This window comes from Escherichia sp. E4930 (genome assembly GCF_005845405.1).
Taxonomy (GTDB): domain Bacteria; phylum Pseudomonadota; class Gammaproteobacteria; order Enterobacterales; family Enterobacteriaceae; genus Escherichia.
In genome coordinates this window covers 106,238-124,719 of record NZ_VCDZ01000005.1, presented here as the reverse complement: position 1 = coordinate 124,719, position 18,482 = coordinate 106,238, and the positions used below count along the sequence as shown (strand labels likewise).

At 50.4% G+C, this 18,482-nt stretch carries 19 protein-coding genes and 1 pseudogene; 11 read left to right on the top strand and 9 right to left on the bottom strand.

Going from position 1 to position 18,482, the window contains the following annotated elements:
• Positions 1–147 precede the first annotated feature (147 nt).
• Together holC and valS are read left to right on the top strand one after the other, a co-directional pair.
• Positions 148–591, top strand: a complete 444-nt coding sequence (holC, locus tag FFT88_RS09610) for a DNA polymerase III subunit chi (protein ID WP_000786399.1) — start codon at positions 148–150, stop codon at positions 589–591.
• Positions 591–3,446: a valine--tRNA ligase gene (gene valS, locus FFT88_RS09605; RefSeq protein WP_135405723.1), complete on the top strand. Its 2,856-nt coding sequence runs from the start codon at positions 591–593 to the stop codon at positions 3,444–3,446. The genes holC and valS overlap by 1 nt, the downstream gene beginning before the upstream one ends.
• 49 nt (positions 3,447–3,495) lie before the next feature.
• Here valS and FFT88_RS09600 read toward each other — a convergent pair whose 3' ends face one another.
• A complete protein-coding gene (locus FFT88_RS09600; protein ID WP_135405722.1) occupies positions 3,496–4,683 on the bottom strand; it encodes a DUF898 family protein in 1,188 nt (395 codons plus the stop codon).
• 192 nt (positions 4,684–4,875) lie between these two features.
• Between FFT88_RS09600 and FFT88_RS09595 the strand changes: the two genes are divergently transcribed.
• Positions 4,876–5,379, top strand: a complete 504-nt coding sequence (locus FFT88_RS09595; RefSeq protein ID WP_135405721.1) for a GNAT family N-acetyltransferase — start codon at positions 4,876–4,878, stop codon at positions 5,377–5,379.
• A 45-nt stretch (positions 5,380–5,424) separates the two neighbouring features.
• Here FFT88_RS09595 and rraB read toward each other — a convergent pair whose 3' ends face one another.
• The gene (rraB, locus tag FFT88_RS09590) at positions 5,425–5,841 is read right to left on the bottom strand and encodes a ribonuclease E inhibitor RraB (RefSeq protein ID WP_000002947.1); all 417 of its coding nucleotides are present in this window, start codon (positions 5,839–5,841) and stop codon (positions 5,425–5,427) included.
• A gap of 161 nt (positions 5,842–6,002) precedes the next feature.
• Here rraB and argF point away from each other — a divergent pair, with 161 nt between their 5' ends.
• Positions 6,003–7,007, top strand: a complete 1,005-nt coding sequence (gene argF, locus FFT88_RS09585; RefSeq protein ID WP_130257925.1) for an ornithine carbamoyltransferase — start codon at positions 6,003–6,005, stop codon at positions 7,005–7,007.
• 46 nt (positions 7,008–7,053) lie between these two features.
• On the opposite strand, the gene tabA is transcribed toward argF, so the two are convergent.
• Positions 7,054–7,506, bottom strand: coding sequence for a toxin-antitoxin biofilm protein TabA (gene tabA, locus FFT88_RS09580; RefSeq protein WP_130216649.1), 453 nt, complete (start codon positions 7,504–7,506; stop codon positions 7,054–7,056).
• Between the two features lie 197 nt (positions 7,507–7,703).
• Positions 7,704–7,787: pseudogene (locus FFT88_RS25590) on the bottom strand (hypothetical protein); the annotation flags it as partial.
• Between FFT88_RS25590 and pyrL the strand changes: the two are divergent.
• From pyrL to FFT88_RS09555, 4 genes are all read left to right on the top strand, one after another.
• Positions 7,767–7,901 carry a pyr operon leader peptide gene (pyrL, locus tag FFT88_RS09570; protein ID WP_032341226.1) on the top strand — a complete coding sequence of 45 codons (135 nt, stop codon included), beginning with the start codon at positions 7,767–7,769 and terminating at the stop codon, positions 7,899–7,901. The pseudogene FFT88_RS25590 and the gene pyrL overlap by 21 nt on opposite strands.
• Positions 7,902–7,904: 3 nt before the next feature.
• Positions 7,905–8,840, top strand: coding sequence for an aspartate carbamoyltransferase (gene pyrB / locus FFT88_RS09565; protein WP_000013052.1), 936 nt, complete (start codon positions 7,905–7,907; stop codon positions 8,838–8,840).
• Positions 8,841–8,852: 12 nt separating this feature from the next.
• A complete protein-coding gene (pyrI, locus tag FFT88_RS09560) occupies positions 8,853–9,314 on the top strand; it encodes an aspartate carbamoyltransferase regulatory subunit (protein WP_097748119.1) in 462 nt (153 codons plus the stop codon).
• A gap of 72 nt (positions 9,315–9,386) precedes the next feature.
• Entirely contained in the window at positions 9,387–9,773 is a 387-nt protein-coding gene (locus FFT88_RS09555) for an enamine/imine deaminase (RefSeq protein WP_000047542.1), read from the top strand.
• Between the two features lie 204 nt (positions 9,774–9,977).
• Here FFT88_RS09555 and mgtA read toward each other — a convergent pair whose 3' ends face one another.
• Positions 9,978–12,674, bottom strand: coding sequence for a magnesium-translocating P-type ATPase (mgtA, locus tag FFT88_RS09550; RefSeq protein ID WP_135405719.1), 2,697 nt, complete (start codon positions 12,672–12,674; stop codon positions 9,978–9,980).
• Between the two features lie 142 nt (positions 12,675–12,816).
• On the bottom strand, positions 12,817–12,870 hold the full coding sequence (gene mgtL / locus FFT88_RS09545) for a mgtA regulatory leader peptide MgtL (protein ID WP_001387276.1): 54 nt from the start codon (positions 12,868–12,870) through the stop codon (positions 12,817–12,819).
• A 156-nt stretch (positions 12,871–13,026) separates the two neighbouring features.
• On the opposite strand from mgtL, the gene treR reads away from it, so the two are divergent.
• From treR to nrdG, 3 genes are all read left to right on the top strand, one after another.
• Positions 13,027–14,001: a trehalose operon repressor TreR gene (treR, locus tag FFT88_RS09540; RefSeq protein WP_276319998.1), complete on the top strand. Its 975-nt coding sequence runs from the start codon at positions 13,027–13,029 to the stop codon at positions 13,999–14,001.
• Positions 14,002–14,536: 535 nt separating this feature from the next.
• On the top strand, positions 14,537–16,675 hold the full coding sequence (gene nrdD / locus FFT88_RS09535; RefSeq protein ID WP_130216657.1) for an anaerobic ribonucleoside-triphosphate reductase: 2,139 nt from the start codon (positions 14,537–14,539) through the stop codon (positions 16,673–16,675).
• 122 nt (positions 16,676–16,797) lie between these two features.
• Positions 16,798–17,262, top strand: coding sequence for an anaerobic ribonucleoside-triphosphate reductase-activating protein (gene nrdG, locus FFT88_RS09530; RefSeq protein WP_064530204.1), 465 nt, complete (start codon positions 16,798–16,800; stop codon positions 17,260–17,262).
• On the opposite strand, the gene FFT88_RS09525 is transcribed toward nrdG, so the two are convergent.
• The 3 genes from FFT88_RS09525 to cybC all read right to left on the bottom strand — a co-directional run bounded on the left by FFT88_RS09525 (position 17,263) and on the right by cybC (position 18,363).
• Positions 17,263–17,553, bottom strand: a complete 291-nt coding sequence (locus FFT88_RS09525; RefSeq protein WP_130257928.1) for a type II toxin-antitoxin system RelE/ParE family toxin — start codon at positions 17,551–17,553, stop codon at positions 17,263–17,265.
• A complete protein-coding gene (locus FFT88_RS09520) occupies positions 17,543–17,785 on the bottom strand; it encodes a type II toxin-antitoxin system RelB/DinJ family antitoxin (protein ID WP_000212715.1) in 243 nt (80 codons plus the stop codon). Before FFT88_RS09520 ends, FFT88_RS09525 begins: the two co-directional genes overlap by 11 nt.
• A 191-nt stretch (positions 17,786–17,976) precedes the next feature.
• On the bottom strand, positions 17,977–18,363 hold the full coding sequence (gene cybC, locus FFT88_RS09515; protein WP_135405718.1) for a cytochrome b562: 387 nt from the start codon (positions 18,361–18,363) through the stop codon (positions 17,977–17,979).
• Positions 18,364–18,482 lie beyond the last annotated feature (119 nt).

Below are 18,482 nucleotides of genomic sequence, written 5' to 3'. Positions count from 1 at the left end.
TTGTTATTGTCGGATGCGGCGTGAACGCCTTATCCGACCGACACACAGCACTGAACTCGTAGGCCTGATAAGACGCGGCAGCGTCGCATCAGGCAATGCTGTGTATTACCAGATGCATATTTAAATCCACCACAAGAAGCCCCATATATGAAAAACGCAACGTTCTACCTTCTGGACAATGACACCACCGTCGATGGCTTAAGCGCCGTTGAGCAGCTGGTGTGTGAAATTGCCGCAGAACGTTGGCGCAGCGGTAAGCGCGTGCTCATCGCCTGTGAAGATGAAAAGCAGGCTTACCGGCTGGATGAAGCCCTGTGGGCGCGTCCGGCAGAAAGCTTTGTTCCGCATAATTTAGCGGGAGAAGGACCGCGCGGCGGTGCGCCGGTTGAGATCGCCTGGCCGCAAAAACGTAGCAGCAGCCCGCGCGATATATTGATTAGTCTGCGAACAAGCTTTGCAGATTTTGCCACCGCTTTCACAGAAGTGGTAGACTTCGTCCCTTATGAAGATTCTCTGAAACAACTGGCGCGCGAACGCTATAAAGCCTACCGCGTGGCTGGTTTCAACCTGAATACGGCAACCTGGAAATAATGGAAAAGACATATAACCCACAAGATATCGAACAGCCGCTTTACGAGCACTGGGAAAAGCAGGGCTACTTTAAGCCTAATGGCGATGAAAGCCAGGAAAGTTTCTGCATCATGATCCCGCCGCCGAACGTCACCGGCAGTTTGCATATGGGTCACGCCTTCCAGCAAACCATCATGGATACCATGATCCGCTATCAGCGCATGCAGGGCAAAAACACCCTGTGGCAGGTCGGTACTGACCACGCCGGGATCGCTACCCAGATGGTCGTTGAGCGCAAGATTGCCGCAGAAGAAGGTAAAACCCGTCACGATTACGGCCGCGAAGCTTTCATCGACAAAATCTGGGAATGGAAAGCGGAATCCGGCGGCACCATTACCCGTCAGATGCGCCGTCTCGGCAACTCCGTCGACTGGGAGCGTGAACGCTTCACCATGGACGAAGGTCTGTCCAATGCGGTGAAAGAAGTTTTCGTTCGTCTGTATAAAGAAGACCTGATTTACCGTGGCAAGCGCCTGGTAAACTGGGACCCGAAACTGCGTACCGCTATTTCTGACCTGGAAGTAGAAAACCGCGAATCGAAAGGTTCGATGTGGCATATCCGCTATCCGCTGGCTGACGGCGCGAAAACCGCAGACGGTAAAGATTATCTGGTGGTTGCGACTACCCGTCCGGAAACCCTGCTGGGCGATACCGGCGTGGCCGTTAACCCGGAAGATCCGCGTTACAAAGATCTGATTGGCAAATATGTCATTCTGCCGCTGGTTAACCGTCGTATTCCGATCGTTGGCGACGAACACGCCGACATGGAAAAAGGCACCGGCTGCGTGAAGATCACTCCGGCGCACGACTTTAACGACTATGAAGTCGGTAAACGTCACGCCCTGCCGATGATCAACATCCTGACCTTTGACGGCGATATCCGTGAAAGCGCCCAGGTGTTCGATACCAAAGGTAACGAATCTGACGTTTATTCCAGCGAGATCCCGGCAGAGTTCCAGAAACTCGAGCGTTTTGCTGCGCGTAAAGCCATCGTTGCTGCGGTTGACGCGCTTGGCCTGCTGGAAGAAATTAAACCGCACGACCTGACCGTTCCTTACGGCGACCGTGGCGGCGTAGTTATCGAACCGATGCTGACCGACCAGTGGTACGTGCGTGCCGATGTACTGGCGAAACCGGCGGTTGAAGCGGTTGAGAACGGCGACATTCAGTTCGTACCGAAGCAGTACGAAAACATGTACTTCTCCTGGATGCGCGATATTCAGGACTGGTGTATCTCTCGTCAGCTGTGGTGGGGTCATCGTATCCCGGCATGGTATGACGAAGCGGGTAACGTTTATGTTGGCCGCAACGAAGATGAAGTGCGTAAAGAAAATAACCTCGGTGCTGATGTTGCCCTGCGTCAGGACGAAGACGTTCTCGACACCTGGTTCTCTTCTGCGCTGTGGACATTCTCTACCCTTGGCTGGCCGGAAAACACCGACGCCCTGCGTCAGTTCCACCCAACCAGCGTGATGGTATCTGGTTTCGACATCATCTTCTTCTGGATTGCCCGCATGATCATGATGACCATGCACTTCATCAAAGATGAAAATGGCAAACCGCAGGTGCCGTTCCACACCGTTTACATGACTGGTCTGATTCGTGATGACGAAGGTCAGAAGATGTCCAAATCCAAGGGTAACGTTATTGACCCGCTGGATATGGTTGACGGTATTTCGCTGCCAGAACTGCTGGAAAAACGTACCGGTAATATGATGCAGCCGCAGCTGGCGGACAAAATCCGTAAGCGCACCGAGAAGCAGTTCCCGAACGGCATTGAGCCGCACGGTACTGACGCGCTGCGCTTCACCCTGGCGGCGCTGGCTTCTACCGGTCGTGACATCAACTGGGATATGAAGCGCCTGGAAGGTTACCGTAACTTCTGTAACAAGCTGTGGAACGCCAGCCGCTTTGTGCTGATGAACACAGAAGGTCAGGATTGCGGCTTTAACGGCGGCGAAATGACACTGTCGCTGGCGGACCGCTGGATTCTGGCGGAGTTCAACCAGACCATCAAAGCGTACCGCGAAGCGCTGGACAGCTTCCGCTTCGATATCGCCGCAGGCATTCTGTATGAGTTCACCTGGAATCAGTTCTGTGACTGGTATCTGGAGCTGACCAAGCCGGTAATGAACGGTGGCACCGAAGCCGAACTGCGCGGTACTCGCCATTCGCTGGTGACCGTGCTGGAAGGTCTGCTGCGCCTCGCGCATCCGATCATTCCGTTCATCACCGAAACCATCTGGCAGCGTGTGAAAGTACTTTGCGGTATCACTGCCGACACCATCATGCTGCAGCCGTTCCCGCAGTACGATGCGTCTCAGGTCGATGAAGCAGCACTGGCCGACACCGAGTGGCTGAAGCAGGCGATCGTGGCGGTACGTAACATCCGTGCAGAAATGAACATCGCCCCGGGCAAACCGCTGGAGCTGCTACTGCGTGGTTGCAGCGCGGATGCAGAACGTCGCGTAAATGAAAACCGTGGCTTCCTGCAAACGCTGGCGCGTCTGGAAAGCATCACCGTGCTGCCAGCCGATGACAAAGGTCCGGTGTCCGTTACCAAGATCGTCGACGGTGCAGAGCTGCTGATCCCGATGGCTGGCCTCATTAACAAAGAAGATGAGCTGGCGCGTCTGGCGAAAGAAGTGGCGAAGATTGAAGGTGAAATCAGCCGCATCGAGAACAAGCTGGCGAACGAAGGCTTTGTAGCGCGCGCACCGGAAGCGGTCATCGCGAAAGAGCGTGAGAAGCTGGAAGGCTATGCGGAAGCGAAAGCGAAGCTGATTGAACAGCAGGCAGTTATCGCCGCGCTGTAATCAACACAGTGAAGAAAACGAAGGCCGGAGCATGCTCCGGCCTTTTTATTTAGATAAACGGAACATACGGCATAATACCGCGAGATATCCACATTAACGGACCGCTATCCTGCGGTTTGTCATCATTGGTTAACTCCAGCGAATCAAGGTCGCCCTGGACATGGGTATTGTTAGCAATCCAGCTAACCATCCACATTTTCAGCCAGGGATAAGCCAGACCACAGGTAATTGAGGACCCCATTAATACCGCCAACATGCGCAGAAGCATACCGATCGCGGTAACAGATGAATGAAAACGAATAGTGCCATTTGCCAGCGTCAGGTTATTCAAAAACAGATTGCGTAACGTGACATAGAGATAACTGGCAAAAACAAGAATCGCGACAAAATACAGGAAATAAGAAGCCGTAATCTGCGGGTAATATTGTAATACAAGCTCACTTCCCGCATCAGACCTACCCAACATGGTCATCATCATTAACTGCTGAAATACTGGCGCAATCATAATACCAATCACAATGATGAAAGGAACCATAGTTAATATTGCGAGCATACAGCCTTTAATGCACTCTTTTACGTTGACCTTAATGGAAAATTGATGGACACCAAAAGTCGCGTTATTACCCAGTAATGGCATCCACTTGCTATAGGTAATACCGTTGATAACACCCAGTCCGATGACGGAAAGCAAACTTAAGACCACTAAGTTAAAGAATAACCCACCTATCGATGTCGTCACTTGCGCAATAAGGTACAGTACGAACCAAAAAGCTAACGCCAACAGAACAGGCAGACCTAACATAACCCACCATGCACGGAGCATTGAGCAGTTAAAGCCAAAGCGAATGCCATTCAGCGAGGTCATGTTTGCCTGATACTGCAGACTCTTCACTGCCATGCAAGGAATACCGCAGATCAAGAGAGCAAACAGGAATAAACCGAGCGCAAAGTGTTGGCCTGCAAAACAAGAAATACTGAGAAGATAAACCGCCACAATAAGTAACATGCTAACAAAAATGGCACCACCTGTTCCCTTATAACTAAATGGTTGCCCCTTGAGTGTCACATGTTGATAAATATAACGACGGCATTTCACTAATGCCCACGGCCCATATATTCCCAGAGTAATAATTGTCAGTAAAAAATTCACAAGACAAATAAGAAAATACTCACCACCCTTGCCTGTAAAAACAAATGCGTGACGAGGATTATCTTTCCCGACGTTTACACCATTCATGAACTATATCCCTAAAATAAATTCCATTCATATAGATAATAATTCCAGTCAATTGATACTGGACCATCTAGAATACGCTTTATCTAAACGATATATGCTTAATATTTTCTGATTTATCTTCTTCTTGCACCACCAAAGCGAGGGTGGTATTAAAGGGAACTATAAATCATACATTTGAAATTGAGCTATGCTATGAATGTTGTCGTTTCGCCCGCGCTCCGTTTGCGCAAAATTACCGCCGCCGATAATCCCGCCATTGCCAGCGTCATCCGCCAGGTGTCCGCAGAGTACGGTCTTACCGCTGATAAAGGCTATACCGTCGCCGATCCCAATCTCGACGAATTGTATCAAGTGTATAGTCAGCCCGGTCATGCCTATTGGGTAGTTGAACACAATGGCGAAGTGGTGGGCGGCGGCGGGATTGCGCCATTAGCAGGTAGTGAATCGGACATTTGCGAACTGCAGAAAATGTATTTTCTTCCTGCTATTCGCGGCAAAGGGCTGGCGAAAAAACTGGCCTTAATGGCGATGGAGCAGGCACGAGAAATGGGCTTCAAACGCTGCTATCTGGAAACGACCGCTTTTTTGAAAGAAGCGATTGGTTTGTATGAACATTTAGGTTTTCAACATATCGACTATGCACTTGGCTGCACGGGCCATGTTGATTGTGAAGTGCGGATGTTGCGCGAACTCTAAAAAAATGCCCGCTAGTGTGTGCTATCGGGCATTTTAATCAATTAATTAATGGCGAACACCGTCATCGTCTTCGTCGACATAATCTTCATCGTCGCCATCTTCGCCGTTAGGATCTTCAAAATAAGTCCCCCAACCGTCGTATTCAACGTCGAATTTCTCTGCCAGGTTCATCAATTGCTCAACCTGGGCATCGATCAGATCGGCATTCAACGCGCATTCGCTGAGGATGTCACAGCAAATTACGATATCGCCATCTTCCACTTCCAGCTCTTCCGGATCGGTCACTTCGTAGCCGAGTTTAAACGCTTCAACCGCTGCTTTTTCCAGGGTTTCCAGATCGTCTGCGGAAAGGTGATGTTCGATGGTGTACAGCGCGTCCGGATCGCTGCCATCTTCCAGTAATTCTTCAATAATCAAACGTGTTTCTTCACGCTGTTCTTCGAGTTGTTCCGGGTTTGCCATGACTTATTCCTCTTAATGTCCTGCTGATACTCTTATTGTCACACACCACTGACATTGCCTCCACCTTTGTGACAAAGTTTTATGCTTTAGGCTTGCAAATGAATATTCATACATATAAATTGAATTTTAATTCATTATGGCGTAAGCCACAGGAGGGATCTATGTCCGGGTTTTATCATAAGCATTTCCTGAAATTACTTGATTTCACGCCAGCTGAACTCAACACCTTGCTCCAGCTAGCCGCTAAACTAAAAGCAGATAAAAAAAGCGGTAAAGAAGAAGCCAGACTCACTGGTAAAAACATCGCGCTCATCTTCGAAAAAGACTCGACTCGTACCCGATGCTCTTTCGAAGTTGCCGCATATGACCAGGGCGCTCGCGTCACTTATCTCGGCCCAAGCGGCAGCCAGATTGGCCATAAAGAGTCAATTAAAGATACCGCCCGCGTGCTTGGCCGCATGTATGACGGTATTCAGTATCGCGGCTATGGTCAGGAGATTGTCGAAACACTGGCGGAATACGCTGGCGTCCCGGTATGGAATGGGCTGACCAATGAGTTCCACCCCACGCAACTGCTGGCAGATCTGCTGACCATGCAAGAACATTTACCGGGTAAAGCGTTTAATGAGATGACGCTGGTCTACGCCGGAGATGCCCGCAATAACATGGGCAATTCGATGCTCGAAGCTGCGGCGCTTACTGGTCTGGATTTGCGTCTGGTGGCGCCACAGGCATGCTGGCCGGAATCTTCGCTGGTTACGGAATGCCGCGCCCTGGCACAACAAAATGGCGGGAATATTACTCTAACAGAAGATGTCGCGACTGGCGTTAAAGGTGCTGACTTTATCTATACCGATGTATGGGTGTCGATGGGTGAAGCAAAAGAGAAATGGGCTGAACGGATTGCATTGCTGCGTGATTATCAGGTGAATAGCAAGATGATGCAGTTAACTGGTAACCCGGAGGTCAAATTCCTCCACTGCCTGCCCGCGTTTCATGATGACCAAACAACGCTTGGCAAAAAGATGGCTGAAGAATTTGGCCTACATGGTGGGATGGAAGTAACGGACGAGGTTTTCGAATCTCCCGCCAGCATTGTTTTTGATCAGGCGGAAAACCGTATGCATACTATCAAAGCGGTAATGGTCGCGACGCTTGCCAAATAATTTCAGTACCGGAGGCGGCTTCACGTCGCCACCGGCAGGTACTCGCTTAAGCCATCAGCATCTTAACAACCGCTTTGCGAACCTGAGCAGGCTCACCCACTGCGCACAGCGGTTTGTGCACTTCACCCGGATAAAACACAACAAAATCGCCTTCATTAAGGATAACTGTTTTCTCTTCAATACCTTCAGGCAAAAAGGCGATGTCTTTATCAGCTAACCAGTCAGTATCCGGCGTACCCGCAGGCTGTGTACTAAAAGTCATTCCTTCCTGCCCTTTTAACACAATCTGGATGTCGAGATAGCGGGCATGATACTCCGCGCGACGCGCTTCATACGGCTCAGTCATATCTTCAGAGATAAGATAAAACAGACGGTTGCCTTCGATATCATGCTTACCTTTTGGCGTTTCTGCCGTAACGTGCATTTTGATATGTTCAATGGCCTGGCGTAACTCTTCTGGCAACCACGGCTGGAGATTATGAATATTTCCGATGATCATCTTTTTCATTCCTCAATTAAAACAATGTTTCATTTCTCTCGTTATACGTAATTCCTTACTGCCATACCAGCATTTTTTGCTGTCCGATTGCGCCAAAGCATGTTTTCCTGCCCGCTTGCCACAAAAACAAGCATTGTTAAAAACTCAATTTTAAAGCATATAAATTCACTACAATCGTTTACCTGCGTAATTTTTTGCATCAATCGCTTGATCCCACTTTCTGGCTGAGTATAATGCCGGACAATTTGCCGGGAGGATGTATGGTTCAGTGTGTTCGACATTTTGTCTTACCGCGTCTGAAAAAAGACGCTGGCCTGCCGTTTTTCTTCCCGTTGTTCACCTATTCCCAGCCCCTCAATCGAGGGGCTTTTTTTTGCCCAGGCGTCAGGAGATAAAAGATGGCTAATCCGCTATATCAAAAACATATCATTTCCATAAACGACCTTAGTCGCGATGACCTTAATCTGGTGCTGGCGACAGCGGCGAAACTGAAAGCGAACCCGCAACCAGAACTGTTGAAACATAAAGTGATTGCCAGTTGCTTCTTCGAAGCATCAACCCGCACTCGCCTCTCTTTCGAAACCTCGATGCACCGCCTGGGCGCTAGTGTGGTGGGATTCTCTGACAGCGCAAACACCTCACTGGGAAAAAAAGGGGAAACGCTGGCTGATACCATCTCGGTTATCAGCACTTACGTCGATGCGATTGTGATGCGCCATCCACAGGAAGGTGCGGCACGCCTGGCAACCGAATTTTCCGGCAATGTGCCGGTACTGAATGCTGGTGATGGCTCCAACCAACATCCGACGCAAACCTTGCTGGATCTGTTCACCATTCAGGAAACCCAGGGACGTCTCGACAATCTTCGCGTCGCAATGGTTGGCGACCTGAAATATGGCCGCACCGTTCACTCCCTGACCCAGGCGCTGGCGAAGTTCGACGGCAACCGTTTTTACTTCATCGCCCCGGATGCGCTGGCAATGCCGCAGTACATTCTGGATATGCTCGATGAAAAAGGTATCGCCTGGAGTCTGCATAGCTCCATTGAAGAAGTGATGGCGGAAGTGGACATTCTGTATATGACTCGCGTGCAAAAAGAGCGTCTGGACCCGTCCGAATACGCCAACGTAAAAGCGCAGTTTGTCCTGCGCGCCAGCGATCTCCACAACGCCAAAGCCAATATGAAAGTGCTGCATCCGCTGCCGCGTATTGATGAAATTGCGACGGATGTCGATAAAACGCCGCACGCCTGGTACTTCCAGCAAGCAGGCAATGGGATTTTCGCTCGCCAGGCGTTACTGGCACTGGTTCTGAATCGCGATCTGGTACTGTAAGGGGAAATAGAGATGACACACGATAATAAATTGCAGGTTGAAGCTATTAAACGCGGCACGGTAATTGACCATATCCCCGCCCAGATCGGTTTTAAGCTGTTGAGCTTGTTCAAGTTAACAGAAACCGATCAGCGCATCACCATCGGTCTGAACCTACCTTCCGGCGAGATGGGCCGCAAGGATCTGATCAAAATCGAAAATACCTTTTTAAATGAAGATCAAGTAGACCAACTGGCACTGTATGCGCCGCAAGCCACGGTAAACCGTATCGACAACTATGAAGTGGTCGGCAAATCACGCCCCAGCCTGCCGGAACGTATTGATAATGTGCTGGTCTGCCCGAACAGCAACTGTATCAGCCATGCAGAACCGGTTTCTTCCAGCTTTGCCGTGAGAAAACGCGCCAATGATATTGCGCTCAAATGCAAATATTGTGAAAAAGAGTTTTCGCATAATGTGGTGCTGGCCAATTAATTGCGGTTGGTAATAAATGTCAGGCTCCCTATAATGAGCCAGACTTTTTACCGCTGTAATAAAGGAGAAATCATGAGCAAAACTATCGCGACGGAAAATGCACCCGCAGCTATCGGTCCGTATGTTCAGGGCGTTGATCTGGGCAGTATGATCATCACTTCCGGTCAGATCCCGGTAAACCCGAAAACGGGCGAAGTACCGGCAGACGTCGCTGCACAGGCGCGTCAGTCGCTGGATAACGTAAAAGCGATCGTCGAAGCCGCTGGCCTGAAAGTGGGCGATATCGTTAAAACCACCGTGTTTGTGAAAGATCTGAACGACTTCGCAACCGTAAACGCCACTTACGAAGCCTTCTTCACCGAACACAACGCCACCTTCCCGGCACGTTCTTGCGTTGAAGTTGCCCGTCTGCCGAAAGACGTGAAGATTGAGATCGAAGCGATCGCTGTTCGTCGCTAATCTTGAGGGAAATCCGGGCTATCATGCCCGGATTAAGTCTGATGACAAAAGCAAAATCGCCTGATGCGCTACGCTTATCAGGCCTACGTGATTCCTGCAATTTATTGAATTTGTAGGCCGGATAAGGCGTTTACGCCGCATCCGGCATGAACAAGCTCACTTTGTCTGCAATCTGAATCGGGGCCACCATGCCCAGTTAATTCTTTACTGCCAGCCGTAACGACGACTATAAACCCCTTTCACCAACTGGGTTAACGTCATATACCCTGCCAGAATCGCAATCAACCACGGGAAATAGCTTAACGGCAGCGCCTGCAATTGCAGATAACTGGCCAGCGGTGAAAACGGCAATGCGATCCCGACAATCATCACGATCACGGTCATGATCATTAACGGCCACGACGCACAACTCTGAATAAACGGCACACGGCGGGTGCGGATCATATGCACAACCAGCGTTTGCGACAGTAATCCCACCACAAACCAGCCCGACTGGAACAGCGTTTGCGTTTCCGCCGTGTTGGCATGGAATACCCACCACATCAGGCAAAACGTCAGAATATCGAAGATCGAGCTGATCGGTCCGAAGAAGATCATAAAGCGGCCAAGATCCGCCGGATTCCAACGCTGCGGCTTTTGAATTTGCTCGTCATCAACGTTATCAAACGGGATCGCTACCTGCGATACATCGTACAGTAAGTTCTGGATCAGTAAGTGCAATGGCAACATCGGCAGGAAGGGCAAGAATGCACTCGCCACCAGCACGCTGAACACATTACCGAAGTTAGAACTTGCCGTCATTTTGATGTATTTCAGCATGTTGGCAAAAGTTCGGCGTCCCTCAATAACCCCCTCTTCCAGTACCATCAGGCTTTTTTCCAGCAGGATGATATCAGCCGCTTCACGGGCAATATCTACCGCCCCGTCCACAGAAATGCCGATATCCGCAGCGCGTAAGGCGGGCGCATCATTAATACCATCGCCCATAAAGCCAACCACATGCCCTTCGCGCTTTAGCAAGGTCACGATGCGTTCTTTATGCATCGGCGTCAGGCGGGCAAACAACGTGGTACGCTGCGCGAGATTTGCCAGTTCGTCGTCAGATAGCGTTTCAATATCACTACCAATTACCACCTCTTCCGCATCTAGTCCCACTTCATGGCACACTTTCGCCGCCACTAACTCACTATCGCCAGTAAGGATTTTGACGGTAATTCCACTCGCTTTTAATGCCTTCAGTGCCGGAGCGGTTGTCTCTTTTGGCGGATCAAGGAAAGCAATATATCCTTCGAGGATCAGGTCGGACTCATCCGCCCGCTGGTAATCTCCTTCACGCGCTGACAGGTATTTCGTCGCCACCGCAACCACACGCAGCCCCTGACGATTCAGCGTATCAGTAACCCGCTTAATCTTACGCAGCATGGTGTCATCGAGCGGAACAATCGCGCCATTGTGACGCACCTGCGAACACACATTGAGGATTTCCTGCAATGCGCCTTTGCACACCAGTTGATGGTGTTCGGCATTTTCTGCCACTACCACCGACATCCGACGACGCTCAAAATCAAACGGAATCTCATCAATTTTTTGCCAACGACTGGCCAGCGAGCGCGCTGACTCTTCATCTATACCTTCCAGCACCGCTGTATCAAGCAGGTTTTTAAGTCCGGTCTGGTAATGGCTGTTCAACCACGCGCTATGCAGCACGCGCTCACTGGTTTTACCGGAGATATCGGTATGATTCTCCAGCACAATTTTATCTTGCGTCAGGGTGCCTGTTTTATCAGTGCACAGAATATCCATTGCACCAAAGTTCTGAATGGCATCCAAATGTTTGACGATCACTTTCTGTTTCGACAGTTTTACCGCGCCACGCGCCAGCGTCGAAGTGACAATCATCGGCAACATTTCCGGCGTTAAGCCCACCGCTACCGAAAGCGCGAACAGTGCCGCTTCCCACCAGTCGCCTTTGGTGTAACCGTTGATCAACAGCACTACGGGCGCCATCACCAGCATAAAGCGAATCAGCAGCATACTGACGCGGCTGATCCCTTGCTGAAAGGCATTCGGCTCGCTTTCCTGCTCGCTGACACGCCCCGCCAGTTGACCAAACCAGGTGTTGGCACCTGTGGCAATCACCATTGCTTGTGCCGTACCGCTCACCACGGTGGTGCCCATAAAACACAGGGTATCGCACTCCAGCGGATTGCAGTGCTCTGGCTGGCGAGTGGTTGCGGCTTTTTCCACGGGCAGAGACTCACCGGTTAATGACGCCTGAGCGACGAACAGATCCCGCGCCTGCAAAATACGTAAATCTGCCGGGATCATATCCCCCGCCGCCAGTTTAATAATATCACCAGGCACCAGCTGGTCGATCGGGATCTCCAGCCAGCCATTTTCGCCTTTGTCGTTAATTACGCGCAGCACCGTCGCAGTATTACTGACCATCGCTTTCAGGGCATCTGCTGCTTTGGTGGAGCGCGCTTCCTGAATAAAGTTCAGCAACGTAGAAATAGCGACCATTAACGCAATAACGCCCGCGGCAAATAAATCTTCCGTGGCGTAAGAAATGCCGCCGAGGATCGTGAGCAAAATATTAAAAGGGTTGCGATAACAGACCCACAAATGTACCCACCACGGCGACGGTTGTTGCGCGGGTAGTTTATTTTCACCGTGTTGTTCGCGGGCTAATTCCACTTCCGCCTGATTTAACCCTTCTGGATGCGTGCCGAAGGTTTTCCATAATTCCTTTTCTGGCATCACCGCCATTTTCAGGCAATGCGCGCTTAAGGAAGGCGGGATCGGAATATTCGCTGTCTGTTGCGCACCAGGCAACGGATCGCGATGGACCAGACGAGAAGGTAAATGGCGAATGAGCCGGGTAAAAATTTCTTTAAACATAGGAAGTCCCTCCGCACCCTGTAAGCATGGTGCAGAAAATATCTTCAGGCGTCGCAAAGCCTTACCTGAAGGTAATAAACATGAGCTGGGACGTTAAAACGTCACGGCCTTACACATCCGGTAATGCCGTGAAAAGACAGGCTTACCGGAAAAGTTTTAATCTCCGTCGAGGGAGAGGCGTGGGATCAGGTTCCATATAACCTCCGGTAAGTGAAAAAAGCGCCGCAAATAATAAGGAGAATCCAATAATATTCGTAGCATTTATGCCGATATAATATCTGCAAGCAACTAAACCAACGATAAACCAGACTTTACCCATTGCTGAATGCGTGGGTAAAGTTAGGCTCAAATAATTAAACGCAAATTACGGGACAACAGGATGCAAAATCGGCTGACCATCAAAGACATTGCTCGTTTAAGCGGCGTGGGGAAATCCACGGTTTCCCGAGTGCTGAATAACGAAAGTGGCGTGAGTCAGCACACGCGCGAGCGCGTGGAAGCAGTGATGAATCAGCATAGATTTTCCCCTTCCCGATCCGCGCGTGCTATGCGTGGGCAAAGCGATAAAGTGGTTGCTATTATCGTCACCCGTCTGGATTCGTTATCAGAAAATCTCGCCGTTCAGACGATGCTGCCGGCATTCTATGAACAGGGTTACGATCCGATCATGATGGAAAGCCAGTTTTCGCCACAGCTGGTTACTGAACATTTAGGCGTTCTGAAACGTCGCAATATTGACGGAGTGGTGCTGTTCGGTTTTACCGGCATAACGGAAGAAATGTTAGCTCACTGGCAATCATCTCTGGTACTGCTGGCGCATGACGCAAAAGGTTTTGCTTCGGTCTGTTATGACGACGAAGGGGCGATTAAGATTCTGATGCAATGCCTCTACGATCGGGGGCATCGCAATATTAGTTATCTTGGCGTACCGCACAGCGACATTACCACTGGTAAGCGGCGTCATGAGGCTTATCTGGCATTCTGCAAAGCACATAAACTACATCCCGTCGCCGCCCTGCCCGGCCTGGCCATGAAGCAAGGTTACGAGAACGTGGCAAAAGTGATTACGCCAGAAACCACTGCGTTGCTGTGCGCAACCGACACGCTGGCGCTCGGGGCATGTAAGTACCTGCAAGAGCAACACATCGACACCCTGCAACTGGCGAGCGTTGGTAATACGCCGTTAATGAAGTTTCTCCATCCGGAGATCGTCACCGTTGATCCAGGCTACGCCGAAGCCGGACGTCAGGCTGCCAGCCAGTTGATCGACCAGGTAACCGGACGCAGCGAACCTCAACAAATCGTCATCCCAGCAGCCCTTTCCTGAGAGTTACCTTCTACCAGATTTATCCAAAGAGTGTTCAGAACACTACTGGCAGCTTCTGATGTATAGCTTTGAAGAAACCTAACCACAACTCTGTGCCACGACATTACGGTCTTTTGAGGTTGTCTGGTGGTTTCAGAGATAATCCTTCTCCAGACCATGCTAAAGCGAGTATTTCCGGGGACTTACCGGGTAGTATATTGTTTTTGTTGATTTTATAACCAGAAAATCATCAAAAAATTTACACATCGCTCTAGCGCCCGCCATCCGTACTCTCTGCTTTTTACTTTGAGCTAAATCAAAAAAAACGCAAACATCCTTAATGCAAAGCACTATATATAGACTTTAAAATGCATCTCAACCCAATATGTTGTATCCATCGTCTAAACTTGCAACAAGATACACGTCAACGAAGCCGACACAATTGTGGATAAAGCGAATTGGGATTGCAGTAAATCCCCGTAACAAGAGCTGAATAAACCGGGGCGCACTTCCCAACTTTCTGTGGATAACCTGTTCTTAAAAATATGGAGCGATCATGACACCGCATGTGATGAAACGAGACGGCTGCAAAGTGCCGTTTAAATCAGAGCGCATCAAAGAAGCTATTCTGCGTGCAGCTAAAGCAGCGGAAGTCGATGATGCAGATTATTGTGCCACTGTTGCCGCTATCGTCAGCGAGCAAATGCAGGGACGTAACCAGGTAGATATCAACGAAATCCAGACCGCTGTTGAAAACCAACTGATGTCTGGCCCGTACAAACAACTGGCCCGTGCATATATTGAGTACCGTCACGATCGCGACATTGAACGTGAAAAACGCGGTCGTCTGAACCAGGAGATCCGTGGCCTGGTCGAGCAGACTAATTCCTCGCTGCTCAATGAAAACGCGAATAAAGACAGTAAAGTCATTCCGACCCAGCGTGACCTGCTGGCCGGGATTGTTGCGAAACACTATGCACGTCAGCACCTGCTGCCGCGTGACGTGGTGCAGGCACATGAACGTGGTGATATCCACTACCACGATCTCGATTACTCGCCGTTCTTCCCAATGTTCAACTGCATGTTGATCGACCTGAAAGGCATGCTGACGCAAGGCTTTAAGATGGGGAATGCCGAGATTGAACCGCCGAAGTCGATCTCTACAGCTACCGCAGTAACTGCGCAAATTATTGCTCAGGTCGCCAGCCATATTTATGGTGGCACCACCATTAACCGTATCGACGAAGTTCTGGCGCCGTTTGTCACCGCCAGCTACAACAAGCACCGTAAAACTGCGGAAGAGTGGAGCATTCCTGACGTCGACGGTTACGCTAACTCTCGTACCATCAAAGAGTGCTACGACGCATTCCAGTCGTTGGAATATGAAGTAAATACCCTGCACACCGCCAACGGTCAGACGCCGTTTGTGACCTTTGGCTTTGGTCTGGGTACCAGCTGGGAATCGCGCCTGATTCAGGAATCTATCCTGCGTAACCGTATCGCGGGCCTGGGTAAAAACCGTAAAACCGCCGTGTTCCCGAAACTGGTGTTCGCAATTCGCGATGGCCTGAACCATAAAGTGGGCGATCCGAACTACGACATCAAACAACTGGCGCTGGAGTGCGCGAGCAAGCGCATGTATCCGGATATCCTGAACTACGATCAGGTAGTGAAAGTCACCGGTTCGTTTAAAACCCCGATGGGCTGCCGCAGCTTCCTCGGCGTGTGGGAAGACGAAAACGGTGAGCAGATCCACGATGGTCGTAACAACCTCGGCGTGATCAGCCTGAACCTGCCGCGCATTGCTCTGGAAGCGAAAGGTGATGAAGCCACCTTCTGGAAGCTGCTGGATGAACGTCTGGTGCTGGCGCGTAAGGCGCTGATGACCCGTATCGCCCGTCTGGAAGGCGTGAAAGCGCGCGTAGCGCCGATCCTCTATATGGAAGGTGCCTGCGGCGTACGTCTGAATGCAGACGATGACGTGTCTGAAATCTTCAAAAATGGTCGAGCGTCTATCTCGCTGGGTTACATCGGTATCCACGAAACCATTAACGCGCTGTTCGGCGGCGAGCATGTTTACGACAACGAGCAGCTGCGTGCGAAAGGTATTGCGATTGTTGAACGTCTGCGTCAGGCGGTGGATCAGTGGAAAGAAGAAACCGGCTACGGTTTCAGCCTCTACAGTACGCCGAGTGAGAACCTGTGCGACCGCTTCTGCCGTCTCGATACCGCCGAGTTTGGCGTGGTGCCGGGCGTGACCGATAAAGGTTACTACACCAACAGTTTCCACCTTGATGTGGAGAAGAAGGTGAACCCGTACGACAAGATCGACTTTGAAGCGCCTTACCCGCCGCTGGCGAACGGTGGTTTCATTTGCTACGGCGAGTATCCAAACATTCAGCACAACCTGAAGGCGCTGGAAGATGTCTGGGATTACAGCTATCAGCATGTGCCGTATTACGGCACCAACACGCCGATCGATGAATGCTACGAATGTGGCTTTACCGGCGAGTTTGAGTGCACCAGCAAAGGCTTCACTTGTCCGAAATGTGGTAACCATGACACCTCCCGTGTGTCGGTAACTCGCCGCGTGTGCGGATATTTAGGTAGTCCGGATGCGCGTCCGTTTAACGCCGGCAAGCAGGAAGAAGTTAAGCGCCGCGTTAAACATTTAGGAAATGGGCAGATCGGTTGATCTCCACGCTGCGTTAAGCAAATGCCGGATGTGATGTGAAAGCGTCGCATCCGGCGTTGATTGCCGGATGCGGCGTAAACGCCTTATCCGGCCTACACGCGGACTGATAAGCCAGGCGAAATATGAACTTCCATCAATACTATCCTGTCGACATCGTCAACGGCCCCGGCACTCGTTGCACCCTGTTTGTCTCCGGGTGTGTTCATGAATGCCCCGGTTGCTATAACAAAAGCACCTGGCGGGTAAATTCCGGTCAGCCATTTACCAAAGAAATGGAAGACCAGATCATCAACGATCTGAACGACACTCGCATCAAACGCCAGGGCATTTCCCTCTCCGGCGGCGATCCGCTGCATCCGCAAAACGTGCCGGATATTCTGAAACTGGTACAACGCATCCGTGCCGAATGTCCGGGTAAAGACATCTGGGTGTGGACAGGGTATAAACTCGACGAACTCAACGCTGCACAAATGCAGGTTGTTGATTTGATTAACGTGCTGGTTGATGGCAAATTTATGCAGGATTTAAAAGACCCTTCCCTGATCTGGCGCGGCAGCAGCAACCAGGTGGTACACCATTTGCGTTAATCACTCTTCCAGCCGTTTATCCGCATCTTCATAAACGGCTGAGTTCTCTCTCTTACCAATAGCTATCACCAACACGAGCAACTCTTTATCGTTAACCTGATAAACCAGGCGATATCCCAGAGTGCGAAGCTTAATTTTGTAGCTGTCCGGTAAATCCCGCAGTTTAGCCGATGGATTGCGCGGTCTTTTCAGCACATCCTCAAGCTTTTTTTTAAATTGTTCCCGGACTGTCACGCCCAGTTTTTGCCACTCTTTCAGCGCTCGCGGATCAAAGGCCAGCTCATAGTTCATCCAGTCGGACCTTAATGGCCTCTTGTGGGTTGGCCAGTCGTTCCCTGACAGTGCGTAACAAGGCTTCTTCACTATCACTGACAGTGAGCGTTTTTACCGGCATTCGCCCATTTTCCGCAACGTACTGAAACAGCAGCCGTACGGCTTCGGTAGGCGTGATATTTAATTTTTCCAGCACCGCATAAGCCTCATTTTTCAGTTTGTCATCCAGGCGGACGTTAAGTGTGGCCATTATGCCTCCGGTAATTATGAAAAGTGTAATGCATTATAGCATTATATATGCATTACATTCATTTCTGGAAAACGCCTCGCAAAAATGGCGGCGACACGCAGAAATATGCCGTAGTGAAGAGAGATTTGGCGGTGATTTTACGAAGTGAGAGGAGAGCATTGGGCGGCGACGTTTCACCGCCCAATGAGGAATTAACGATACTTCTTGTGATATGAATTGCGGGTCGTTTTCAGTTGCTCTGCGGCGGCCTGCGCTTCTTTTACTTTACCTTCATTAGCCAGCTTCAGCGCGTCGTCAATCTGGCCAACCAGAATGTCGAAACCGTGGCGGAAGTCTTTCATTTCCGGGCTGTCTGGCGATTTTCCTTCCAGCTTCGGCGGCGTTGCTTTTTGCGCATCCAGCGCCGCGGCACGCATTTTGGTTAACGCGTCTTTGACTTGCACCGCGTTATCCGCTTTTTCGACCACTTTTAAATTGTCGTTGAGGGTTTCCATATTGTCTTCCAGCTCAGCGGCAAACGACACCGAACTGAATACCAACGAGGAGACTGCAAGAATAGCTAACAGGCTTTTACGCATTGCTCACTTCCTTTTTTATTTACACTTCATCCTTCACACTGCCTCATCGACGGCTAAGCTCATTCGCCCGAGTCACGTACTACGAGTACGCTCCCCGGCCCTCATTCACTTTCCGTCTC

What these genes read in the sequence shown, in the direction of transcription:
- holC (WP_000786399.1), top strand. Translation starts at nt 148, where the DNA reads ATGAAAAACGCAACGTTCTACCTTCTGGACAATGACACCACCGTCGAT.
- valS (WP_135405723.1), top strand. Translation starts at nt 591, where the DNA reads ATGGAAAAGACATATAACCCACAAGATATCGAACAGCCGCTTTACGAG.
- FFT88_RS09600 (WP_135405722.1), bottom strand. Translation starts at nt 4,683, where the DNA reads ATGAATGGTGTAAACGTCGGGAAAGATAATCCTCGTCACGCATTTGTT.
- FFT88_RS09595 (WP_135405721.1), top strand. Translation starts at nt 4,876, where the DNA reads ATGAATGTTGTCGTTTCGCCCGCGCTCCGTTTGCGCAAAATTACCGCC.
- rraB (WP_000002947.1), bottom strand. Translation starts at nt 5,841, where the DNA reads ATGGCAAACCCGGAACAACTCGAAGAACAGCGTGAAGAAACACGTTTG.
- argF (WP_130257925.1), top strand. Translation starts at nt 6,003, where the DNA reads ATGTCCGGGTTTTATCATAAGCATTTCCTGAAATTACTTGATTTCACG.
- tabA (WP_130216649.1), bottom strand. Translation starts at nt 7,506, where the DNA reads ATGATCATCGGAAATATTCATAATCTCCAGCCGTGGTTGCCAGAAGAG.
- pyrL (WP_032341226.1), top strand. Translation starts at nt 7,767, where the DNA reads ATGGTTCAGTGTGTTCGACATTTTGTCTTACCGCGTCTGAAAAAAGAC.
- pyrB (WP_000013052.1), top strand. Translation starts at nt 7,905, where the DNA reads ATGGCTAATCCGCTATATCAAAAACATATCATTTCCATAAACGACCTT.
- pyrI (WP_097748119.1), top strand. Translation starts at nt 8,853, where the DNA reads ATGACACACGATAATAAATTGCAGGTTGAAGCTATTAAACGCGGCACG.
- FFT88_RS09555 (WP_000047542.1), top strand. Translation starts at nt 9,387, where the DNA reads ATGAGCAAAACTATCGCGACGGAAAATGCACCCGCAGCTATCGGTCCG.
- mgtA (WP_135405719.1), bottom strand. Translation starts at nt 12,674, where the DNA reads ATGTTTAAAGAAATTTTTACCCGGCTCATTCGCCATTTACCTTCTCGT.
- nrdD (WP_130216657.1), top strand. Translation starts at nt 14,537, where the DNA reads ATGACACCGCATGTGATGAAACGAGACGGCTGCAAAGTGCCGTTTAAA.
- nrdG (WP_064530204.1), top strand. Translation starts at nt 16,798, where the DNA reads ATGAACTTCCATCAATACTATCCTGTCGACATCGTCAACGGCCCCGGC.
- FFT88_RS09525 (WP_130257928.1), bottom strand. Translation starts at nt 17,553, where the DNA reads ATGAACTATGAGCTGGCCTTTGATCCGCGAGCGCTGAAAGAGTGGCAA.
- FFT88_RS09520 (WP_000212715.1), bottom strand. Translation starts at nt 17,785, where the DNA reads ATGGCCACACTTAACGTCCGCCTGGATGACAAACTGAAAAATGAGGCT.
- cybC (WP_135405718.1), bottom strand. Translation starts at nt 18,363, where the DNA reads ATGCGTAAAAGCCTGTTAGCTATTCTTGCAGTCTCCTCGTTGGTATTC.